23 protein-coding genes are annotated in these 21,883 nt (G+C 51.0%); 15 read left to right on the top strand and 8 right to left on the bottom strand.

Annotated features, from left to right (window positions below):
• The 7 genes from VF260_01150 to VF260_01120 all read left to right on the top strand — a co-directional run.
• Positions 1-667: sugar ABC transporter permease (locus VF260_01150; protein ID HEX7055788.1), on the top strand; the 667-nt coding region annotated here is incomplete at its 5' end.
• Positions 667-1,542, top strand: a complete 876-nt coding sequence (locus VF260_01145; GenBank protein ID HEX7055787.1) for a carbohydrate ABC transporter permease — start codon at positions 667-669, stop codon at positions 1,540-1,542. The genes VF260_01150 and VF260_01145, both read left to right, overlap by 1 nt.
• A 25-nt stretch (positions 1,543-1,567) precedes the next feature.
• Positions 1,568-2,272, top strand: a complete 705-nt coding sequence (locus VF260_01140) for a PIG-L family deacetylase (GenBank protein ID HEX7055786.1) — start codon at positions 1,568-1,570, stop codon at positions 2,270-2,272.
• Between the two features lie 66 nt (positions 2,273-2,338).
• A complete protein-coding gene (locus VF260_01135; GenBank protein HEX7055785.1) occupies positions 2,339-3,184 on the top strand; it encodes a MurR/RpiR family transcriptional regulator in 846 nt (281 codons plus the stop codon).
• Positions 3,185-3,368: 184 nt separating this feature from the next.
• Positions 3,369-4,895 (top strand): glucose-6-phosphate dehydrogenase, encoded by a 1,527-nt coding sequence (gene zwf, locus VF260_01130; protein ID HEX7055784.1) that lies wholly within the window; start codon positions 3,369-3,371, stop codon positions 4,893-4,895.
• Between the two features lie 17 nt (positions 4,896-4,912).
• Positions 4,913-5,509: a cyclase family protein gene (locus VF260_01125; protein ID HEX7055783.1), complete on the top strand. Its 597-nt coding sequence runs from the start codon at positions 4,913-4,915 to the stop codon at positions 5,507-5,509.
• A gap of 74 nt (positions 5,510-5,583) precedes the next feature.
• A complete protein-coding gene (locus VF260_01120; GenBank protein HEX7055782.1) occupies positions 5,584-7,176 on the top strand; it encodes a peptide chain release factor 3 in 1,593 nt (530 codons plus the stop codon).
• Here VF260_01120 and sspI read toward each other — a convergent pair.
• Positions 7,173-7,394, bottom strand: coding sequence for a small acid-soluble spore protein SspI (gene sspI, locus VF260_01115; GenBank protein ID HEX7055781.1), 222 nt, complete (start codon positions 7,392-7,394; stop codon positions 7,173-7,175). The genes VF260_01120 and sspI overlap by 4 nt on opposite strands.
• 163 nt (positions 7,395-7,557) lie before the next feature.
• On the opposite strand from sspI, the gene VF260_01110 reads away from it, so the two are divergent.
• Together VF260_01110 and VF260_01105 are read left to right on the top strand one after the other, a co-directional pair.
• Positions 7,558-8,217 carry a TrkA family potassium uptake protein gene (locus tag VF260_01110; GenBank protein HEX7055780.1) on the top strand — a complete coding sequence of 220 codons (660 nt, stop codon included), beginning with the start codon at positions 7,558-7,560 and terminating at the stop codon, positions 8,215-8,217.
• A complete protein-coding gene (locus tag VF260_01105; GenBank protein ID HEX7055779.1) occupies positions 8,214-9,014 on the top strand; it encodes an RNA methyltransferase in 801 nt (266 codons plus the stop codon). The genes VF260_01110 and VF260_01105 overlap by 4 nt, the downstream gene beginning before the upstream one ends.
• Before the next feature lie 69 nt (positions 9,015-9,083).
• Here VF260_01105 and VF260_01100 read toward each other — a convergent pair whose 3' ends face one another.
• A complete protein-coding gene (locus tag VF260_01100; protein HEX7055778.1) occupies positions 9,084-9,845 on the bottom strand; it encodes an EAL domain-containing protein in 762 nt (253 codons plus the stop codon).
• Positions 9,846-10,039: 194 nt separating this feature from the next.
• On the opposite strand from VF260_01100, the gene yunB reads away from it, so the two are divergent.
• On the top strand, positions 10,040-10,840 hold the full coding sequence (gene yunB, locus VF260_01095; GenBank protein HEX7055777.1) for a sporulation protein YunB: 801 nt from the start codon (positions 10,040-10,042) through the stop codon (positions 10,838-10,840).
• A gap of 8 nt (positions 10,841-10,848) precedes the next feature.
• Here the strand turns inward: yunB and VF260_01090 are convergent, their stop codons facing one another.
• Together VF260_01090 and larB are read right to left on the bottom strand one after the other, a co-directional pair.
• Positions 10,849-11,868, bottom strand: coding sequence for a M23 family metallopeptidase (locus VF260_01090; GenBank protein ID HEX7055776.1), 1,020 nt, complete (start codon positions 11,866-11,868; stop codon positions 10,849-10,851).
• Between the two features lie 106 nt (positions 11,869-11,974).
• A complete protein-coding gene (gene larB / locus VF260_01085) occupies positions 11,975-12,733 on the bottom strand; it encodes a nickel pincer cofactor biosynthesis protein LarB (protein HEX7055775.1) in 759 nt (252 codons plus the stop codon).
• Positions 12,734-12,876: 143 nt separating this feature from the next.
• On the opposite strand from larB, the gene lipA reads away from it, so the two are divergent.
• Both lipA and VF260_01075 read left to right on the top strand, forming a co-directional pair.
• The gene (gene lipA / locus VF260_01080) at positions 12,877-13,773 is read left to right on the top strand and encodes a lipoyl synthase (protein HEX7055774.1); all 897 of its coding nucleotides are present in this window, start codon (positions 12,877-12,879) and stop codon (positions 13,771-13,773) included.
• A complete protein-coding gene (locus tag VF260_01075; GenBank protein HEX7055773.1) occupies positions 13,766-14,146 on the top strand; it encodes a YutD family protein in 381 nt (126 codons plus the stop codon). Before lipA ends, VF260_01075 begins: the two co-directional genes overlap by 8 nt.
• A 27-nt stretch (positions 14,147-14,173) precedes the next feature.
• Here VF260_01075 and VF260_01070 read toward each other — a convergent pair whose 3' ends face one another.
• Both VF260_01070 and ylbJ read right to left on the bottom strand, forming a co-directional pair.
• The gene (locus tag VF260_01070; protein ID HEX7055772.1) at positions 14,174-14,977 is read right to left on the bottom strand and encodes an NAD kinase; all 804 of its coding nucleotides are present in this window, start codon (positions 14,975-14,977) and stop codon (positions 14,174-14,176) included.
• Between the two features lie 59 nt (positions 14,978-15,036).
• A complete protein-coding gene (gene ylbJ, locus VF260_01065; GenBank protein ID HEX7055771.1) occupies positions 15,037-16,254 on the bottom strand; it encodes a sporulation integral membrane protein YlbJ in 1,218 nt (405 codons plus the stop codon).
• Positions 16,255-16,434: 180 nt separating this feature from the next.
• Here ylbJ and VF260_01060 point away from each other — a divergent pair, with 180 nt between their 5' ends.
• Both VF260_01060 and VF260_01055 read left to right on the top strand, forming a co-directional pair.
• Entirely contained in the window at positions 16,435-17,139 is a 705-nt protein-coding gene (locus VF260_01060; protein ID HEX7055770.1) for a DUF2225 domain-containing protein, read from the top strand.
• Between the two features lie 32 nt (positions 17,140-17,171).
• Positions 17,172-18,965: a M3 family oligoendopeptidase gene (locus tag VF260_01055; protein HEX7055769.1), complete on the top strand. Its 1,794-nt coding sequence runs from the start codon at positions 17,172-17,174 to the stop codon at positions 18,963-18,965.
• A 29-nt stretch (positions 18,966-18,994) separates the two neighbouring features.
• On the opposite strand, the gene VF260_01050 is transcribed toward VF260_01055, so the two are convergent.
• Entirely contained in the window at positions 18,995-20,254 is a 1,260-nt protein-coding gene (locus VF260_01050; protein ID HEX7055768.1) for a methyl-accepting chemotaxis protein, read from the bottom strand.
• A 233-nt stretch (positions 20,255-20,487) separates the two neighbouring features.
• Here VF260_01050 and VF260_01045 point away from each other — a divergent pair, with 233 nt between their 5' ends.
• Complete coding sequence (locus VF260_01045; GenBank protein HEX7055767.1) at positions 20,488-20,850, top strand: O-methyltransferase; 363 nt, start codon at positions 20,488-20,490, stop codon at positions 20,848-20,850.
• Between the two features lie 45 nt (positions 20,851-20,895).
• Here the strand turns inward: VF260_01045 and VF260_01040 are convergent.
• Positions 20,896-21,883: tyrosine-type recombinase/integrase (locus tag VF260_01040; protein ID HEX7055766.1), on the bottom strand; the 988-nt coding region annotated here is incomplete at its 5' end.

Raw genomic sequence — 21,883 nt, 5'->3', positions numbered from 1 at the left:
ATTCGCGTTTGCAATCGGCTCAGTGGTTATTTCCTTTATCATTGCGGTGATTATTTCGTACGTGATAACGAGATTAAGGTTTGAAGGTTTTTGGCGGACGCTGTATTTTCTGCCGACGATAACGACAGTCGTTGCGGTTGGGAACGTTTGGCTGTATATGTATGATCCGACCAGTGGACTTATCAACGGTATTCTAACAACGCTGGGCTTTGAGCAAATTGCGTTCCTTGGCAACCCGCAAACAGCGCTGGCATCCATTATCGTGGTGGAAGGGTGGTTTGGGATCGGCAGTGCGGTGCTTATTCTCACTGCCGGCCTCAAGGCCATTCCCGATGATTATTATGAAGCAGCGACAATCGAGGGCGCCGGAGCGACTTCGATTTATTGGAATATCACATTGCCGCTTTTGAAGCCATCCATTCTGTTTGTTTTGATTACGTCTTTTATAGCCGGGTTGCAATCATTTACGCTGACGCTGGTGATGACGAAAACCGGCGGTCCCGGGAACTCGACGAACGTCGCCGGGCTCGAGATGTATAATCAAGCCTTTACCTACAGCAACTGGGGCTTGGCCAGCGCAATGGCGTTTGTATTGTTTATCTTTATTTTCATTATTACCCTTATCCAATTGGCGGTATTTAAACGGGGAGGGGTGGAGAGTTACTGATGAAGCGGCGAAAATTTCCATGGTTTTCTTATTTGGTGGTCGTGGTCGGCAGTGTCATGATGGTTTTCCCGTTTCTTGACATGCTCATGTCGTCTTTTAAAGGGCCGGCCCAATTCGCCAGTCTTTATTACAAATTCTTGCCGGATGAATACCATTTTGAAAATTATAAAATGGCTTTTGAGCTGCTTGATATGGGTTTGTTGTTTCGCAACAGCGTGCTTCGTTCGATTTTGACGACAGCGATTGTGCTTTTAACCAGTTCGATGTCCGCGTATGCCTTGACAAAGCTAAAGTTTCCCGGCAGAAATGCGATTTTCAAATTTGTTTTGTCGACCATGATGTTTCCGACCTTTTTGTTTTTGATCCCGAACTTTTATATCATGGTGCATTTTCCGATGACCGGCGGCAACGATATTTTCGGCAACGGCGGCCACGGCGGCATGGCTACGACGATCTGGGCGCTGATTCTGCCCTTTATGGTGAACGCCTTCGGCATTTTTCTGATGCGGCAATTTATGATTACCATCAACGATGCCTATGTGGAAGCTGCGCGCATCGACGGCGCGGGCGATTTTCGGATATTTGCGCAAATCATTTTGCCGATGACGATTCCGGCGTTGGCGACTTTGGCCATATTTGAATTTATCAATAGCTGGAACGAATTTATTTGGGCCTTGTTAATGAATTCGGTCAATAAGAATTTGGCCACCTTGCCTGTCGGCATTCAGACCCTGAAAGAACATCTGGATCCGACATTGACGCAACCGCTGGTCATGGCAGGGTTGGTAATCAGTATTTTACCGGTCTTGCTCGTGTTTATCTTCCTGCAGAAATATTATGTAAAAGGCATGATGAACACGGGCGTAAAGGGCTAATGCGCGAAATAAAGGAGAACAGAAAATGGAACATAAACAGGAACACATTTTAGCTATCGGCGGTCATGCCGGGGATATGGATTTAACTGCGGGAGCGGTGATGGCCAAATATGTGCTGGCCGGTCACAAGGCGACATTTTTGCACCTGACGCCCGGTGAAAAAGGACACCCGACATTATCCGCGGCCGAATATGCCAAACAAAAAATAGCGGAAGCCGAACAATTTGCGCAAATAATCGGCGCTGACGTGCGGTTTCTTGAATATAAAGACGCGGAACTGCCCGTCAATGACGAAGTAAAGTACCAGGTCGCCGACATAATCCGCGAGGTAAAGCCGACGATCATTATTACGCACTGGAAAGGCAGCATGCACAAAGACCACGCCAACACGCACTATATCGTAAAAGACGCGTTCTTTTACGCCGCTCTAAAAACGATTGAACGCGCTTTGCCGGCCCATCGGGCCGAAAAGCTGTATTTTGCCGATAACTGGGAAGATCCGTTTGATTACAAGCCGGACGTATTCGTGGAAATTCCCGACGAAGCGTACGAAAGATGGGTCAAGGCAATGAATGTTTATGCATATGCCCGCGGCGAAACGTCGAATTTCCCGTTTATCGAATATTACAAAGCATTGACAATTGTGCGCGGCGCCCCGGCCGGTTTTAAAAGAGCACAGGCTTTCAAGCTACCGGAGAGATGGACCGGAAGAAATGTTCAATTCTTTTAAGAAATCTGTTATAAATAATAAATAACGGTATAATTTAGAATCGAGTTTAAATCGGGGTGGAACGAATTGAACGGAGGATTGGTAAGGCTTAGAGAAGTTCGCGACTCCTTGACACCATCCGAAAAAAGAATTGCCGACTACGTATTGCGGCAACCGGAAAAATTGATCAATTTGTCGGTTGCGCAGCTGGCGCAACTTAGCGGCGGCAGCCAGGCGGCGATTATCCGCTTATGCAAATCATTGGGGCTGAAAGGTTTCCATGAGTTGAAAATTAAAGTGCTGGGCGATTTATACGATGGCGAGCAAGCGGGATATCAGGAAATTCTGCCGAAGGATTCGATTGCTTCCATCATCAATACCGTTTCAAACAATAACATGATGTCCATTCGCGATACCATTAAAATATTGGACAACAAGATGGTTGAAAAAGCCGTGCGGGCGATTTTTCAGGCAGACAGGATTTTCTTTTTCGGATTGGGCGCTTCAAGTCTGATTGGATTGGATGCACAGCATAAATTCATGCGAATCAATAAAACCTGTTTTTCATTTACAGACCCGCATATGCAGCTGACTTCCGCAGTCACTTTAACAAAAAACGATGTCGCCGTGGGGATATCGTATTCCGGCGAAACTGCGCATGTTGTGTCATGTTTGCAATATGCGAATGACAACGGCGCGGCTACGATCAGTATTACGAAATACGGAAATACAACGGTTAGCCAACATGCGGATTTCCCCCTGTTCATCTCCTCCACCGAGAATGAAATTCGCAGCGGCGCCATGTCGTCAAGAATCACACAGTTGAACGTAATCGATATCCTGTATTTGGGCGTTGCCAGTCTGGATTACGAAAAGTCGCGGTTTTATCTGGAAAAAAGCAGGGAAGCGGTCGCCAAACATGCAGGCCGTTAGGCGCCAACACAACAATTTGCCAGATCTTGTGAATGAAAAAGAAGCCGACAGCGGAGTTGGCTTCTTTTTCGCGGGAATGAATGGAATTGTATGGGACAGTTGTGGTAAACTGTTGTCTTGAGAGACCGATGAATAAACATACATAATACGGTACGAATCGATAAATTCGGGAAAGGAAAAATAAATGGATAGGATCAATCCGCAAGAAGGGGTTACATTTTTCATCTTCGGCGCTACCGGCGATTTGGCTAGAAGAAAGCTTTTTCCGGCAATCTACAGTTTATACCGCGACGGCAAGCTAAACGATCGTTTTGTCGTGATCGGGCTTGCGCGCCGCAGCAAAACGAACGAGCAATTCCGCGATGATGTATATCAGTCGATCGGCGAATTTGGCCGCCATAAATTGAACGATAAAGCGCAATGGGACAAATTTGCGGAGCATTTTCATTATATGTCGTTGGACAGCGGCAACCAGGAAGGCTTTCACGAACTGAACCGCCGCACCGCGCAATTGGAAGAAAAATTCGGCATAACCGGGAACCGGCTGTTTTATCTCGCGTTGGCTCCGGAATTGTTCGGCCAGGTGGCCTTGAATCTGCGCGAGGGCGGTTTGCTGCAAAGCGGCGGCTGGCACCGGGTGGTGATTGAAAAACCGTTCGGTTACGATCTTGCTTCCGCCAAACGGTTGAACGAAAGCATTCGGGAAGTGTTTGACGAGTCGCAAATTTATCGGATCGACCATTATCTGGGTAAAGAAATGGTGCAAAACCTGGAAGTCGTCCGGTTTTCCAACGCCTTTTTCGAACCGCTGTGGAATAACAAGTATATCGCCAATGTGCAGATCACTTTAAGCGAAACGGTCGGCGTGGAAGAGCGGGGCGGATATTACGACAAATCCGGCGCCCTGCGGGACATGGCGCAAAACCACATTATGCAGATGATCGCCATGATCGCGATGGAACCGCCGAGCCGAATGAATCCGGAGGATATCCGCGACGAGAAAGTGAAAGTGCTGCGCTCGCTGCGGATCTATTCGTCACCGGCGGATGTGGCGGAAAATGTTGTGCGCGGGCAATATCAGGAAGGCGTCATGAACGGGAAGCCGGTTCCCGGGTACCGCGGCGAAGATTCCGTAAACCCGCAATCGGGGACGGAGACGTTTTTTGCCGCCAAAGTGTTTGTGGACAATTTCCGCTGGTCCGGCGTGCCGTTTTATGTGCGCACAGGCAAGCGGATGCCGGTCAAGACGACGGAAGTGGTTGTCGAATTCAAAAACGTTCCGAAAAACATTTATTTTGCGCAGAAAACAAAACTGGAGCCGAATTTGCTCGTGTTTCGCGTGCACCCGATGGAAGGCATCTATGTTCGTTTTAACGCCAAACAACCGGGCTCGGAATGGGCGATCACCCCGATGGCAATGGATTTTTGCCAAAGCTGCCAGGTTGGCTACAACACTCCCGAAGCGTATGAGCGGTTGCTGTTCGATGCCGTGCGCGGCGATTCGACGTACTTTACGCGTTGGGACGAAGTTTCGCACGCCTGGGAATTTGTCGATCCGATCGCCAAAGCGTGGCAAGAAAACCAGGGCGAATTGCAATTTTATCCTGCCGGCTCCTGGGGGCCGGATAAAGCAAACGAACTACTGGCCAAAGACGGGTTTAAATGGTGGCCCGTCAACGGACAAGACGAAAGCGGGGTTAACTGGTCGTGACGATCTACGATATTTCCATGACAATCAGTCCGGGCATGCAAGTGTACAAGAACAAGGAAGAGAAGCGTCCGGTCATACAGGTTATGCAGGATTTTTCCACCGCCAGCGCCTATGAGACGCGCATCAGCATGGATGCGCATACGGGCACGCACCTGGACGCCCCCTTGCATATGATTGCGGGGGGCGAAACCATTGAAACGATCGCGCTTGAGCAATTGGTTGGACCGGCGCGCGTGCTGGATTTGACCGAAGTTTCCGAATCGATCGGGCGTGAACACCTGAAACGTTTTGCCATCCAAAAGGATGAATGGATCCTGTGCAAAACGCGCAATTCGTTCTCGGAAGACTTTGATTTTCAGTTCGTCTATTTAAATGCGGACGGTGCGGATTATTTGGCGGAAATCGGCGTGCGCGGCGTCGGCACCGACGGTCTCGGCATCGAACGCGCCCAGCCGGAACATGAAACGCACAAGACCTTGATGCGGCGGAACATTTTGATTGTCGAAGGGCTGCGGCTAAAGGATGTGCCGGCCGGCAATTATTTCCTGGTGGTGGCTCCGCTCAAATTGACCGGGATCGAGGCCGCGCCGGCGCGGGCATTCTTGCTGAAATAACAGGCTCATAACAGGCTCAAAACAGGCTCGAAACAGACACCAACCGATGAGACAACAACGAAAGGGAATGACAGATGAGTCACACGATTTTCGACCGTCAATTGGTCGAGGAAGTTAAGAAGCGCCGAACGTTTGCCATCATCTCCCACCCCGACGCGGGGAAAACGACGCTTACGGAAAAACTGCTGCTGTTTGGCGGGGCAATCCGCCTGGCCGGTACGGTTAAAGCGCGCAAGGCGAGCAAATATGCGACGTCGGACTGGATGGAAATCGAAAAACAGCGCGGCATTTCCGTTACATCAAGCGTCATGCAATTTGATTACAACGGACATCGCGTCAATATTTTGGATACCCCCGGCCACCAGGATTTTAGTGAAGACACATACCGCACGCTGACGGCCGCCGACAGCGCCGTCATGCTGATCGACTCGGCGAAAGGCGTCGAGGCGCAAACGAAAAAATTGTTTCAGGTTTGCCGGATGCGCGGCATTCCGATTTTTACATTTATCAACAAACTGGACCGCGAAGGACGCGATCCTTTTGATTTATTGGAAGAAATCGAGCAGGTGCTGGGCATTCGTTCGTATCCGATGAATTGGCCGATTGGCCAGGGCCGCCAACTGTGCGGCATATATGATCGGCAGAAAGTGCGGGTGGAATTGTTTCAGGGCGACAGCCACGATCATATCGAAGTTCGCGACACGAGCGGCTATTCCGATCCCGTTATCCAAAACATCGCCGGGGAGCATTTATTCGCGCAATTGAATGAGCAGCTTGAACTATTGGATGTGGCGGGCGATCCGTTCGATTTGGAAAAGGTCGGGCAAGGGCAACTGACGCCTGTATTTTTCGGCAGCGCGATCAATAATTTCGGCGTGCAGACGTTTCTCGAAAACTTTTTGTCGTTAGCCCCGGCGCCTGCGCCGCGCAATAGCGACAAAGGCAAAATCGACCCGACGGATGCGAACTTCTCCGGTTATATTTTCAAGATTCAAGCGAATATGAATCCGGCTCATCGGGATCGGATCGCGTTTTTGCGAATCGTCTCGGGCAAATTCAGCCGCGGGATGGCGGTGCGCCATGTGCGGGCGGGCAAAGACATCAAGCTGTCGCAGCCGCAGCAATTTTTGGCGCAAGATCGGGAAATCGTCGAGGAAGCTTATCCCGGCGACATCATCGGGCTTTTTGATCCGGGCATCTTTCGCATCGGCGATTCCTTGTGCCAAGGTGAGGCGAAAACGTTCGACGAACTGCCCACCTTTTCTCCGGAATTATTTTGCAAAGTGACAACAAGAAACGCCCTCAAGCATAAGCAATACCAAAAAGGGCTGGATCAACTCACGGAAGAGGGCACCATCCAGGTATTCAAAACGGTCGGATTTGAAGATACGATTCTCGGTGTCGTCGGCCAACTGCAATTTGAAGTGTTCGAATACCGGATGAAAATGGAATATGGGGTCGACGTGGAATTGTTTCGTACGCCGTATCAATTCGCGCGTTGGGTCGTCGGCGGCAAAGTCGATCCCGGCAAATTCCGCATCAATTCCATGCTGGTAACGGACAAGAACGGCAATTACGTAGCCTTGTTTGAAAATGAATATGCATTGAGGACCGCCGCGGAACGCAATCCGGACGTGCAATTTATGGAAACGGCGCCTAGAGTTTAGCGGTTCGGGGCGGTTGAATGCAGGTGTTGCTCCAGGGCGGAAACCATTTGGTCGTGCACACCTTGTTCGCTGTTTTTCCAGATAATTTCCAGCAAAACCCCAAGCCCCGGCAGCGCTTTTTCGTCGCCGTCGATGGAACCTTCGATGATATCCGTCAGCTCTTCGGCAGATTTATCTTTGACCCGTTCAACAATGGCTTGTCGCAAATTTAATATCATGCAGGCACCTCCTGAAGATTCCCATGCGGAAGCCTATACCGGATAATATGCGCAGTTGTGCCAGTTCCCATACGCGTTTTTGCTGTTTTGACGTATGTTTGCGCATGTTGCTATAATGTAGAAAATATTTGGATTAGCAGTGGAAGAAAGGCGGATTTGGCCGATGAAGAAACAGTTTGCCATTATCGGCATGGGCCGATTCGGCTCCAGCGTGGCGAGAACGTTATTTAATCTGGGATATGAAGTATTGGCGATTGACGCGAACGAAACGCGGACGCAGGAAGTCGTCGCGATGACCACGCAAGCCGTGCAGGCCGATTCCACGGATGAAGAGGCGCTGCGCGCGTTGGGCATTCGCAATTTTGACGTGGTGGTCGTCGCCATTGGCCAGGATATTCAGGCCAGTATTTTGACGACGCTGATCTTAAAGGAAATGGGCGTGCCGCAGCTTATCGCCAAAGCGCAAAACGAGCTTCACGGCAAAGTGTTGAAACGGATCGGCGCGGACAAGGTCATTTATCCCGAGCGGGATATGGGCCAACGCGTCGCGCATAACTTGATCAGCCCGAGCATTCTTGACCATATCGAGCTTTCCGAAGATTACAGCATTGTGGAAATCAAAGCGTCGCCGCAAATGGTCGGGCGGACTCTCAAGCAATTGGATATTCGCGCCAAATACGGCTGCAGCGTGATGGCGATCAAGAACGGAGAAAAAATGAATATCGCCCCCCATGCGGACGATGTGATCGGTCAGGACGACACGCTTGTCGTAATTGGCGACAACGAAGACTTGCATAATTTTGAAGTGTTGTTTTCCAAATGAGGCCAAGACAGATCACTTCTCCACACAATCCGCAAGTAAAGGCATGGGCGGATTTGCTGACGAAAAAAGGGCGGGATAAAGAGCGCCGCTTTCTGATTGAGGGCGTTCATTTGGTGCAGGAAGCGCTCGCGTCGCGGGCTCCGGTCGAAACCATTATTTATGACGCGGAAAAAGGCTTGCCGGAAGCAATCAGCAATTGCGCCGGGGAAGCTTATTTGGACTGGGTAGCGGCAAGCGGCGCCGTGTTAACCAAAATTGCCGATACGAAAACGCCGCAGGGTGTATGCGCAATCGTGCGCCGGGCCGATCCCGGGCTTGACGCCGCGGCATTGGCCGAGGCGAAACTTGCCGTTGTGATCGACGGCGTTCAGGATCCGGGCAATTTGGGGACCATCATCCGAAGCGCCGACGCCGCGGCGGCCGATGCGGTCATTGTCGGCAGCGGCAGCGTGGATATGTACAATCCCAAAACCATTCGCTCCACCATGGGGTCGCTGTTTCATATACCGGTTATCGAATGCGATCTGGACGAGCTTTTTCGTCTGCGCAAAACATTGCATGCACCGGATTTGCAAATCGTAAGCACAAGCCTGCAAGCGGCAAAAGACTGCTACGAGCTTGATTTACGCAGGCCTACATGGATTGTGATCGGCAATGAGGCGAACGGCGTTTCCCCCAAAGTTGCCGCGAATGTTGATCTGCAGGTAAAAATTCCGATGCCGGGAAAAGCGGAGTCGCTAAATGCCGCCATCGCCGCCTCGGTCTTGCTGTTTGAAACGGTCCGGCAAAGGCGCTAATATCACCGAAATGTTGCCACACGAACGTACTTGGCGACCAATATACGCGAATGTATGTGATTTTTCTTTTTACCGTTCCCCTAGCGGGCATTCGGGGTAGCCCAGGTAATATCCTTGCCCGTACTCTATTCCCAACTTTTGCGCGGTCAGCATATCTTCCTCGCGTTCGATGCCCTCCAAAATCAGGGAACTGTCCCCGCTGCAAAACTGCACCATCAGGTTCAGCAGCATCTGTTTCTTTTCCAATTGCGCCAGGTTTTCCGAAAAGTAACGGTCCAATTTGATGAAATCGGGCGCAAACTCGATCATTTTTTTAATGTCGGCGGCGCCAACTCCGACATCATCCAACGCAATCAAAAAACCCCATGACCGGCACAAATCGATTTTGTCGCAAAGCAGATCGATATTGCGCAACAGTTCCTCGTCATAGGTTTCGTTCAGTTCAATCACGATTTGGTTCCGTTTGATGGAAAAACGATTAAGCGCCGTTTGCATAAAAGCGGAGAAGTCGCTGTGAAGCAAAGTGGAGGGAAATACATTCAGAAACAATTTCGTGTCCAACTGGAAATTGGAAGAGGCATATTCGAAGGTTTCCATCGCGCGATACAGGGAAATGGTGTCGATATTGAATAATTGGCCCTGCGACGACGCCTGACTGAACAGCTTGTCTGTTTTTTGCTCGCGGTCCGATCGCAGCAGCGCTTCAAATCCGATAATTCGTTTATCCTGAAGCCGGATAATAGGCTGCACAACATGATAAAAATCGTTTTGGTCGATCATCTGTTCGATATCGATATCGTTTTTCCGTGATTGTGCGGCATCATTGAACATGTGTAACCCCCAACGCAGGTTGTCCAAGGGTGGTCATACGTGAAAATTTTGGCGAAAATTGCATATAAATTTACGGCATCTTACATTTTTACGTTGATTATAACGAGAATACGTAATAATTACAAGGGAAAAAATGGCGCACAAATGCATAAGCATTAGCAAAGGCGGCGAAATTGCGAACCGGAGGACCCCTGGTGCAGACGATCAAACCTGTGCGCGGATGGAAAAGCAAACCGAAAAAACGCATCGGCAGAGCCAAGGTATTTGCAGTCGTAACCCTGCTTATGTTGTTTTTTGCCCTGCAATCATTTATTTATGTGGAAAGGCATCTGCGCGTGCCGCTGATGAACGTTGCCACGGTTCGGATCAAGCAAATGGCCACGGAAGCGATTAATACCTCCATAAACGAACGGATATCGCAGGGAACCAATTTTGAGGAACTGGTTGATTGGAAAACCGACGAAAAGGGAAAAATAACGGGCTTTATGCTGAATTACGCGGAGCATATGCGCATTGCCGCGGAAACGGTCAAAACCGTGGAGGAAACGTTGGACAAATTGCAAAACAGGCCCGATTACATCCCGCTCGGGCAAGCTTTCAACAGTGCGATACTCGCCTCTTTCGGTCCGAACATTCCCATAAAATTCGTGCGCGCCGGCGCGGTAAAAGTCGATCTCAACACGCGGCAAAAAGATGCGGGCATCAATATGCTGTTGGTAGAGGTTTACATCCGGATCATGGCGGAAGTGACGATTATTATTCCGTTCGAAACGCAGCCCGAACTGGTTTCGACGGAAATACCCATTTCTTATTTGCTGGTCGTTGGCGATGTGCCGATGTATTACGTGGACAATAAAGGCAATCCGATCGGCGACTCCGATCCGTTACCGCCCACCCTGTCGCTGCCGGATGCGGGGCTTGCGAAGCCGGAAAGCGGAGCAACTCCGCCGAATCAAGGCTCGTCAGGGGCGAGTTCATTGACGATCACGAATTAGCCGGTCCGCTAATATCGTTTTTGCCGCTTCGCCATGCGCTCGTCGCGCTCCCATTTGTGCAAATATGGCGTAGGGTCGAACGGCCATTCGGATAAACCGCTGTCGCGATACAATCCGTAATGCAGATGAGGCGGAAATTTGCCCTGCGTTCCCGGTTTGCCGTATCCCGAACTGCCAACCCAGCCGATCACGTCGCCGGGTTTCACAACCTGTCCCACGGTAAGACCTTTCGCGAAACCGGATAAGTGCGCATAGTAGTGGTACACGTTTTGGATGTCGCGAATGCCGACACGCCATCCGCCGTACCTATTCCACCCTTTAATTTCGATTACGCCGTAGCTGGTGCTGCGCACCGGCACGCCGTAGCCGGCAAAAATATCCGTGCCTTCATGAATGCGATACCCGCCCCAGCTTCGCCCGGCGCCCCATGTGCTGCGGTACGAGTAGTTGGTGCGCGGCGGGAGCGGGAAGACCCGCCTGTCCAGATGCAGCGTGCCGAATGTTGCGTAGATTTTGGCAAATTGGCTGATGCGCTGCACACTCCGCGGGTTGTGGTAATATTCCCAAAGGGCGATGCGAAAATCTTGCCACGACGTTCCTTTTTCCAATAAAAAATGGGCGATACTTCCCAGCACGTCAAAATCGTTTTCCCGGTCGGCTTTGCCGTCGCCGTCGCCGTCCTTGCCGAATCCGCCGAATATTTGTATGGATGTCGGATTTGTATCGTTTTGATTCGGATTTAAAGGCCCCGACCAATCGGCGGGGGAAATATAGATGGAGGAGAGCCCTTTCCCCTGCGGGCGTTTTTGCTTGTTGGCAATCGTTAGCGTGCGTTCATATTGGTCAATGGCGGCCAAATAATGCCAGGGAATGCCGGTCAATGCGCTTACCTGGTCGAGCAAATTTTTTCTTTCCGCATATTGTTCGGATGGATTTAAAGCGTAAGTGGAAGCACTGGTAAAAAGAGCGGCCAAACCAATAAATGCATAGCAAATCATGATGCGCTCAAGCATTTTTGCGCGCTTCACACGAACTCCTCCCGTGGTCATTTATATTTTTAAGATGAACAAACCAAATAAAATTATCCGGTTGTGGGCGAAGGCAAACTGTGGAGCGCGGGAAATAACGCGGGCTTCATGAATCGCGGTTATTGATCAGCCCGGCGTAGTACCCTGCGCCGAAGCCGTTGTCGATATTGACGACGGCGATGCCGGGCGCGCAGGTGTTCAGCATGGACAAAAGCGCCGATATGCCGCCGAAATGGGCCCCATAACCGGCGCTGGTCGGTACGGCGATGATAGGCTTTGCGACGAGCCCGCCGACAACGCTTGCCAGAGCGCCTTCCATTCCGGCGATGACGACAACGGCATTCGCGGCGCGAATATCATCCAGACGGGCAAAAAGTTTTGGGATGCCGGAGGCGCCGACATCATAAATCCGTTTGACCTGATTGCCCATCGCTTCGCAAACGATTGCCGCTTCTTCCGCGACAGGCAAATCGTAAGCGCCGGCGCAAACAACCGCGACAAAACCGGGATGGACGCGCAAAATCGGCCTTTTAAACCAGGTGAACAGCCCGGCGGTTTCGTGGTAAGTGGCTTCCGGGACGGCTTGTTTGACCGCTTCCGCTTTGTCCGGCGCAACCCGCGTGGCAATCACCCTGTCGGCATGTTCCATGTGTTTGCGGAAAATCGCGGCGATTTGCCCGGGAGTTTTCGCATATCCGCAAATCACTGCGGGAAAGCCCAATCCTCCGCCACGGTCCGAATCGATACTGGCAATGCCAAAATCGGCCGACCGGGCGGTTTGGCTGTTGTTCCATTGCCGCAACGCTTCCTCTACGGATAATTCTCCGGTTTTAACACGGCGCAGCACGCTTTCCAGATCGCGCACAACAGGACCTCCTTCAAGCACTTTTCTAACATCTTATGAGTAAAAAGTGGATTGTCTGCTCAATCATGATATAATAAGTAATACGTCAGACAGATCACACAATGCCGCTTTCCATCGGGAAAGCGAGTTACAGGGGGGCCTTCATGACATTGTCCGAACTGCCGGAGAGAAAACCGGATTGGCTGAAAATACAATTGACGAAAGGCGAGAATTTCAAGCAATTAAAGCAGATCATGCGGGGAAAAACCTTGCACACGGTTTGCGAGGAAGCGAAGTGTCCCAATATTCACGAGTGTTGGGCAAACCGCACCGCCACCTTTATGATTTTGGGCGATACATGCACGCGCAACTGCCGTTTTTGCGCGGTCAAATCCGGCTTGCCGAACGAGCTTGATTTGGCTGAGCCCGAACGAGTAGCCGATGCGGCGGTCCAAATGGGATTGCAGCACGTCGTCGTTACTTCCGTTGCGCGGGACGATCTGGCGGACGGAGGAGCAAGCGTTTTTGCCAAAACGATCAGAGCGGTGCGCAGGAAACTCCCGTTATGCGCGGTGGAAGTGCTGATTCCCGACTTCGGGGGGAGCCTTGATGCGCTTAAAATTGTAATGGATGCGAACCCGGATGTGCTGAACCACAACGTCGAAACGGTGGAACGGTTATCCGACAGGGTGCGCTCGAAGGCGAAGTACCGTCGCTCGCTGGAATTGCTCGAACGCGCCAAAATGCTGAAACCGCATATTCCGACGAAATCCAGCATGATGGTCGGTCTGGGCGAGCGTCTGGAAGAAATATTGCAGACCATGGACGATTTGCGCAGCATAAACGTGGATATTTTAACGATCGGCCAATATTTGCAGCCGACAAAAGAACATTTAAAAATCAAAAAATATTATACCCCCGATGAATTCAAAATGCTGAAAGAAGAAGGCATGAAGCGCGGATTCAGTCATGTCGAAGCCGGGCCGCTGGTGCGCAGCTCCTACCATGCGCGGGAACAAGCCCAGGCGGCGGCGCAGCGGATGAGGGCTATTCATGAGTGAAACAAAGCGTTTCTTTCGGGAGAGGGAAAACATGATCCGGGTAGCGGATAAAGTGTTTGAGTTGGCGGAAGATTATAAAAACGGCTGGAACCTGGAAGCGTTCCGCGAACGTTATAGCGAAGTGCTCGACCGTTACGACTATATAGTGGGCGATTGGGGATACAATCAGCTGCGTCTCAAAGGCTTTTTTCGGGAAAACAGCGGAAAAGCCACGAAAGAAACGAGCATCGCCTGCCTGCGCGATTATTTGAACGAATATTGCAACTTTGGCTGCGCCTATTTTGTGCTGGAGCGGGTTGGCCGCTCCGGCAAAAGCGCGCATGCGGCCGGCGGCGAAGTTGCTGGAAGCGGAGGCGCCGAACAGAAGAAATAAAAAAACCTGGCGATAAGCCAGGTTTTTTTAGTGCCCGTTTCCGATAAACGCTTCGCGCACCCTTGTCCAAAAAGGAAGCGGACGAAAACGCGCAAATGCGACTTTTTGCTCCGCCACTTTGCAGCGTATGGATTTTACCCGTTCGGAGCCGATCTGCAAATGATCAACGTTCAACTGAATGCTGTGCTCCGGGTTCGGTTTGATGTCGCAATGATGATGGTTCGGCAAAATGATCGGCGAACCCAATGTACGAAATAAACGGTTGTTGATGGAGGCAATTTCCGCGATTTGCAAAGACTCGAGAGCGGGATGAATCACAGCGCCGCCGAGACTTTTGTTATATGCGGTGCTTCCGATTGGCGAGGAGATGCAGATTCCGTCTCCCCTAAACATTTCAAACAGTTCGTCATTAATATGGATGCCGGCAACGAACATGCTGCCCACGCCTTTTAATGTAAATTCATTCAGGGCATGGTACGTTTTCACCGTCGTGCCGTAATCCACGGTAACTTCCACCAGCGGATAGCGGACGATCCGTTTTTCCAGCAAGTCATTTTCCGCCATCATTTCGACTAATTGCTCCACCTCATCTGCGCGCCAATCGGCAAAAAAGCCGAGGTGCCCCGTATGCACGCCGACAAACGCAAGGGACGCCAACTTTTCGCTGTATTGGTGGAACGCCTTCAGCATCGTGCCGTCTCCGCCGATCGAAACGACTACGTCCGGCTTTTCCGTCTGTTCGTTCATCCCCCGCGCGCCGGCGGCGCGGCGAAACTGTTCGCCGACAGATTCGGAAACGCTGTCTCCCCGTGATACAATGCTATAATTCAACACGCCAACCTCCAACGATTTAATTCACCAGGTCAAAACAGTCACCTTCCTCATCATAATCAAACCTTGCGCAGAAAACAATGGAAAAAGAGCGAAGCGATAATCAGGGCGGCGAGCAACAGGCAAAGCCAAACGGCCGACACAAAGGCGCCGGCGGCAAAAAAGGCTCCGGGATGACGGATGCCCGCGGCGGACAAATGGAAAACGGGATAAACGGCCGGATTCGCGGGGATTTGCCGCCACGCGGCCAAGACGATGGCAAAAGAGATCAGCCCATGCGCCATACGGGCAAACAAGAACGGGGCATAGCGCACATCCGTGCGGGCAAGCAAGCTGACAATTTGCGCATGCACAGACAAACCGCTCCATGATAGGACAAAAGCGGCGACCGCCGCTTTCGGCAACAATTCCGCGCCCGGCGCGTGCCCTGCGGCCTTTGCGCCCAATGTCACTTCAAAAAATCCGTTTACGACCGCCTCGCTTAAAGAATGGGGCAAATCCGCCAAAGTCAGGAGGCGTTTGACCGCGAACGAAAGCGAATCAAGTAGCGATACGAGCGACAAGAGTTCCAGCACGACGGAAAAAAAGACGACCAATCCCCCCACCACGATGATCATGCGGATCGACGTCTGCACCCCGTCGCGCATAACGGCGCCGAATTCCCGGCCGTCCCGGATTCTGGCTTCATGCATGGCCTGGAAAGCGCGCACGATGAGCGGTGGCTGTCCATGCGGTCTTGGACCTTCGACGGTCCGCTGATTGCGGCCGTAAAAGCGCAGCATAAGCCCGACAGCGACGGCTCCGCCGTAATGGGACAGCGCCAGAACTCCGGCCAATTGCGGATTGCCGAAAAATCCGACCGTCACCGCCCCGATCAGAAAAATCGGGTCCGACGTCGAAGCGAACGACACAAGCCGTTCCGCTTCGATTCGGCTGATCAGCCGCTGCTCGCGCAGTTGCGCGGTAAGCCGCGCGGCGACCGGATAACCGGAGGCGAAACCCATCGCCATGACAAAACCGCCAATCCCCGGCACCTTAAACAAAGGGCGCATCAGAGGATCCAGAATCGTCCCGAAAAAATGAATAACGCCGAAGCCGAATAACAGCTCGGATATGACAAAGAAAGGGAATAAAGCGGGAAACAGGATTTCCCACCAGACGGCCATCCCGCGTACGGCGGCGGCCAACGCTTGCCCGGGGTACATGATAAAGAGCGAAAGCAACGCGGCGAGGGCGCAGCCGATCAAGACGGGTTGCCATAAATGGTTGCGGATCATGTGCCAACCACTCCGACTTTATTGCCTCAAAAGCTATCGGTTCATTTTATGAAACGCGGATGCGGGACATGACCGGACGGCAACAATATGAACAGGACCGCCGGTGTCGAATGCAGGTTGAAAGTGGTATAATCTGACTATATGTTAGAAATGCGACACAAGGCGGGGAGTGCATAAGTAATGGAACCTTTATACCAAACGAATGTAAAATGCGCCTGTTGTGGCGATACGTTCGCAACATCCAAGGTCCGGCCGAGTTTTAAAAAACCGGTTGCCAAGGATACTGACTTTTACCAGAAATACAATGGGATCAATCCCGATTATTACGTCATCCGGGTTTGTCCGCATTGCGGCTATTCGTGTTCGGAAAGTTTCACGGAAAAATTGAACCAGCAGCAAGTGGAGAAAATCCGCAGCGAAGTGAGCGCGCATTGGACGAAAAAAGACTATGGCGGTGAACGCGATTGGGATCAGGCGCTTGCGACCTTCAAGCTCGGACTGATTTGCGCCCAACTGATCGGTGAAAAAGAGCGCGTCATTGCCGGGCTATTGCATCATATCGCGTGGCTGTACCGCGAGAAGGACGATTGGGAGCAGGAAGAAAAATTTCTCAAATTTGCGCTGGATGCCTATATCGCTGTTTACGAACGTGAAGGAATGGAAATCAATAATGCGAAGCTGATGTATGTGATCGGCGAACTCTACCGCAGAATCAAGTCGTATCAGGAAGCGGTAAAATGGTTTTCCCGCATCATTCAGGACAAACGCATCATGGATGCGGCGATAATCAAAAAAGCGCGCGATCAATGGGCGCTAATCAGGGATGAGATGCTTTCGTCCAAGATGGAACTTCCTGCGGAAATGCGTGAGGCGGAAAATGCCTGATATTCATATCATTAAAGGGATGGTGAGCATGATTGGATACTGAACGCAAACAAACCTGGAATTTGGCAACTATTTTTTCCGGCGGCAGCGATTCGGCCGAATTTCGCCAATTTCTGACACAGTTGGCCGCCGATATCGATTCGCTGCGGGCACAAACGGCCGATTTGCAAAAAGACGCGCTGCCGGCGGCGATAGCGGCGGTTCAAAGCGTTTCCGCGCGACTGACCGAAGCGGACTCATTCGTTGCGTGTCTGGAGGCGCAAGACGTAAAAGATAAAAAGGCAACGGCGCTCTCCGGCACGGTGAAGGAACTGCACGCGGCGTACATTTCCGCCATGACCGGTTTCGACAAATGCTTAACCGGCATCGGCGACGCGGAATGGGCGAAGCTTATGCAAACGCCCGATTTGCGCCAACTTGCGTTTGTATTGAACGAACGCCGGACGCTGGCGCTGGCCAAAATGCCGTCCGAACTCGAATCGCTCGCGGCGGATTTGGCGGTGGACGGTTATCACGGTTGGAGCGAATTGTACGATACGGTCGTCGGTTCGATGCAAATACCGTTCGAACAGGATGGAGCGTCCAAAATGTTGTCTGTCGGCCAGGCGCACAATTTGCTGCATTCGGCAAATCGCAAGGAACGCGAGCGGATGTTTGCCGCGTGGACGAAGGCATGGCAGGACGCAGCCGATTTTTGCGGCGACGCCTTGAATCATTTGGCCGGCTTCAGGTTGCAGTTGTATAAGCATCGGGGTTGGGACGAGGTGCTGAAAGAGCCTTTGCTCATCAACAGAATGTCGCCGAAAACACTTGCGGCCATGTGGCGGACAATTGAAAAAAATAAAGCGGCATGCGTCCAATTTTTACAGCGGAAAGCGGAAATTTTCGGCATACCGGCGCTGAACTGGTATGATGTGGACGCGCCGGTTTTTTCTGTCCAGGAATCGGTTACATTCGATGAGGCGGCGGAATTGATCATTACGCAATTCGGCAAATTCAGTCCCCGGATGGCCGAGTTTGCCAAAATGGCTTTTGCCGAGCGCTGGATCGAGGCGGAAGACCGTCCGGGGAAACGTCCCGGCGGGTTTTGCACATCATTTCCGCTGAAACGGCAATCCCGCATATTTATGACGTTTGCCGGCACAAAAGATAATGTGGCCACGCTTGCCCATGAGCTTGGACATGCGTTTCACCAGCATGTTATGGACGATTTGCCGGATATGCTGCAGCAATATGCGATGAACGTCGCCGAAACCGCTTCTACGTTCGCCGAGTTGATTGTATCCGACGCTGCGGTGAACATGGCGGCGGACCGCGGCGAAAAACTGGCGCTGCTGGCGGAAAAAGCGGGGAACGTCGTCACCTTTTTCATGAATATTCACTGCCGGTTTTTGTTTGAAACGCGCTTTTACGAAGAAAGAAAGCGGGGAAGGGTCAGCGTTGAACGATTGCATGAACTGATGGAAGAAGCGCAGAAAGAGGCGTTCTGCGGCGTTTTGGGCGAATATCACCCGCAGTTTTGGGCGTCGAAACTTCACTTCTACATTACATCCTACCCGTTCTACAATTTCCCTTATACGTTCGGATATTTGTTCAGTGCGGGCATCTACGCCCGCGCATTGCAGGAAGGAAGCTCGTTTGAACAGCGGTACGTGAATCTGTTGCGGGATACCGGCGCCATGACGGTGGAACAGCTTGCGCAAAAACATTTGCAGGCGGATCTGACCGGGGAAGCGTTTTGGCAAAGCGCCGTGGATGTCGTGCAAAAAGATATCGCTGAATTTTTACGCCTGACGGAAGCAGAAAACACCCCCTCCCAGGACTAATAAGGGAGGGGGTGAACGTTATTGGCGGCTCAGATTTTGATCACTTGAATCGTTTGCTGCAGTTGTGTGACGATATGCGTCATTTGCTCGGCTTGCGCGACCATGCTTTCCACAGCGGCGATTTGTTCGTTCATGGATGCGGAAACTTGTTCCGTACCCGCGGCTGATTGCTGCGTGATCGCCGATATGTTTTCCATTGTGTTCGAAATGGTCTGGGCGCTTTCCAGCATCGAATCCGTTTCCTTGGCGAACGCGTAAATCTGATCCGAGATAAATTTGACGCTCTCGACGATTTGCGCAAAGACGCGTTCCGTTTCCTGGATCATTTCATTTTGCAATTTTACGATTTCTTCGTTGGCGTTGATGTTCTCCGTAGCCTGACGAATTCCCTGTTCGATGCGGCTGACCAGATTGAAAACTTCCCGGGTGGAAGCAGTGGATTCTTCCGCCAATTTGCGCACTTCCTGCGCGACGACGGCAAAACCCCGCCCGTGTTCGCCCGCTCTTGCCGCTTCGATCGAAGCGTTCAAGGAAAGCAGGTTTGTTTGCTCGGCGATTTCCGATATGGTTTGGGTAATTTTATGTATGCCCTGCGCCTGTTGCGCCAACTCGCTGATCGTTTTGGCGACGATTCCGGTCGCTTCCACGTTTTTCCGCATTCCTTCATTTTGTGTTTCCACCGATTTCCGGCCTTTTTCGACCAGCGCGACGGTTTGCTCGGAACGTTGGCGCATCTCTTGCGAAGATTGCGTATAGTTTGTGATTCTTCCTTCTATTTCCTTGATCGCCGTGGAGATATTGCCCACTTCTTCAGAAATTTGTGATGCGCCGGTCGCCAGTTCGTTGGAGGAGAAAGTGACCTGGCTTAAAACATCTTTCAGGTTTTGATTTTTATAGTAAATGTCTTTGCTTGTATCCGAAACGTGTTTCGTAATATTCGTGGTTTCTTTCAAAATATCGCGGAGTTTGTCGATCATCTTGTTAAACGCGTCCGCCAGCCCGCCCAGCGTGTCGTCTGAGCGGATGTGCACCCTTTGTGAAAAGTCGCCTTTGGCAATTGCCGAAGCCACTTGTGTAATATCGGTGATTTGTTCGGTCAGTATTTTTTCCAGAAAACCGATCAGCGGATAACTGATTCCGAGAAGGGCGACCAAAATAATCAGTCCCAGCCAAAGATTAACGTTTGACGCAAACAGGACAAGCAGAAAAGCGATCGAGAAGACGCCGGCAATCGCGTAGCATCCGACAAGAAGTTTCTGTTTGAATGACAAAGAGCTTAACCAGTGCATAGACCAAACCCCTTTTATCAGTATTTTCCTTGGGGGAAATTACTTCCATTATACCATCACAGTTGAAAACGGTCTATTGTTGTCTAAAAAGAAGGCGAAATTTTTGCCGAAAAAAGTGGAAAACATGCAAAATTTATGTTGTAAATAGGGGTAAAGGCGGATTATAATAAGCCTACAGTCCTGAAAATCGCTTAACATGGATAATAATCAAATTTATGGAAGGTGGGAAATTGGTGGAACTGGAGCAAATGTCTTTGGCGCGGCAAGTGGATCTTGTATTCCGGGAAATCAAAGAGGAGTTGGCATATCTGTCTTCCGGCGTCGTTTTTATTCAAATCCGCAACAATATTGTGGGGAAATTCGGCATCCGCCATGATCCGCTGGAAGCGCGCAACGGCGAACTGAAACATGCGCGGAAAGTGCTGACGGAAGATCATCTCGAAGCGTTTCGCAAAATGGGCGTCGGTTCGCTGGAACACAAGAAGCACTGGACACACGGCGAAATTTCGTACGAATTCGCTTTGCGGAACAACATTTTGCAAGCAAGCGTGCAATTCGAGTCAAACTATATTCAAGCCCGTAGTTACGCGGTTTAAAGGCTCAAAAATCGATTTTGCCCACATTTTGCCCACATCGTAAATTTAAAATAAAACGGCTCCGAGTTGCTCAGCCGCTGAGCGCTGCATATTTGGCAGTACATGCGAATAGGTGTCCATCGTGGTCTTGATCGTGGCGTGACCCAGCATTTCCTGGACGATTTTCGGATTCACGTTGTTCGCCAGCAATGTCGTTGCAAAGGTGTGCCGCAATCCGTGGAAAGAGATCTCCGGAACGCCGGCACCACGCACCGCTTTCTGGAATGCCTTGTCCAGGGAATTCGGGTAGAGGATTCCACCAGTTTTCGGACTCGGGAAAACCAGTTTCAACGAGTTGGCCGGGCAAGCTAGTTTCCACCGTTTCAGCGCTTTCGACGTTTGTTCCGGAATCTGTATCGTCCGAATCGAGCTTTCCGTCTTCGGCATGTCTTTCAAGTATAGATTCCGCTGCGCCCATACCGCTGTACGCTTTACGCTGACAATCCCTTGTTTTGTATCCACATCATTCCACTGCAGCCCCAATATTTCCCCTTTTCGCATCCCCGACGTGAGGGCCAAGAGGAACAGCATGTAGTAGAAATCTGATTCAGATTTCACGTGCTCAAGAAATGTTTTTTGCTCCTCAACAGTCCAGACTTTCATTTTTGAATTTTTACGTGACGTCGTCGGCTTTTTCACGAGCGCCGCCGGGTTGCGCTTGATAAGATCCCACCTTTCGGCCTGTCGCAAAGCTTTGTTCAACAAATTCCCGATGTTCTGCACATGTCCAGGTGTGAAATGTTCGCGCAATTCATTATAGAATTTTTGGATGTGCACCGGCTTGAGATCGGTAAGCTTAATCTTTCCGATCCGGGGAGCGATATGGTTTTCTACATAAGCCAACCGTTGCTCATAAGTGTTAGGGGCTACTTCATTTTTAAGGGTGTTTTTCACAAAGTCGAGCAGAAATTCTTCGACAGTCATTTTTGCCGGCTCCACATAAGTTCCCGTTTGCAGTTCGTACTGGATCCGCTTTGCCGCTTCCTCCGCTTCT

Source organism: Bacilli bacterium (genome assembly GCA_036381315.1).
Lineage (GTDB): Bacteria > Bacillota > Bacilli > Paenibacillales > KCTC-25726 > DASVDB01.
This window is presented reverse-complemented; position numbering and strand designations above follow the sequence as displayed.

Bases quoted from the DNA above. Each gene is read 5' to 3' on its own strand.
- VF260_01145 (HEX7055787.1), top strand. From the start codon at position 667: ATGAAGCGGCGAAAATTTCCATGGTTTTCTTATTTGGTGGTCGTGGTC.
- VF260_01140 (HEX7055786.1), top strand. From the start codon at position 1,568: ATGGAACATAAACAGGAACACATTTTAGCTATCGGCGGTCATGCCGGG.
- zwf (HEX7055784.1), top strand. From the start codon at position 3,369: ATGGATAGGATCAATCCGCAAGAAGGGGTTACATTTTTCATCTTCGGC.
- VF260_01125 (HEX7055783.1), top strand. From the start codon at position 4,913: ATGACAATCAGTCCGGGCATGCAAGTGTACAAGAACAAGGAAGAGAAG.
- VF260_01120 (HEX7055782.1), top strand. From the start codon at position 5,584: ATGAGTCACACGATTTTCGACCGTCAATTGGTCGAGGAAGTTAAGAAG.
- sspI (HEX7055781.1), bottom strand. From the start codon at position 7,394: ATGATATTAAATTTGCGACAAGCCATTGTTGAACGGGTCAAAGATAAA.
- VF260_01110 (HEX7055780.1), top strand. From the start codon at position 7,558: ATGAAGAAACAGTTTGCCATTATCGGCATGGGCCGATTCGGCTCCAGC.
- VF260_01105 (HEX7055779.1), top strand. From the start codon at position 8,214: ATGAGGCCAAGACAGATCACTTCTCCACACAATCCGCAAGTAAAGGCA.
- VF260_01100 (HEX7055778.1), bottom strand. From the start codon at position 9,845: ATGTTCAATGATGCCGCACAATCACGGAAAAACGATATCGATATCGAA.
- lipA (HEX7055774.1), top strand. From the start codon at position 12,877: ATGACATTGTCCGAACTGCCGGAGAGAAAACCGGATTGGCTGAAAATA.
- VF260_01075 (HEX7055773.1), top strand. From the start codon at position 13,766: ATGAGTGAAACAAAGCGTTTCTTTCGGGAGAGGGAAAACATGATCCGG.
- ylbJ (HEX7055771.1), bottom strand. From the start codon at position 16,254: ATGATCCGCAACCATTTATGGCAACCCGTCTTGATCGGCTGCGCCCTC.
- VF260_01060 (HEX7055770.1), top strand. From the start codon at position 16,435: ATGGAACCTTTATACCAAACGAATGTAAAATGCGCCTGTTGTGGCGAT.
- VF260_01050 (HEX7055768.1), bottom strand. From the start codon at position 20,254: ATGCACTGGTTAAGCTCTTTGTCATTCAAACAGAAACTTCTTGTCGGA.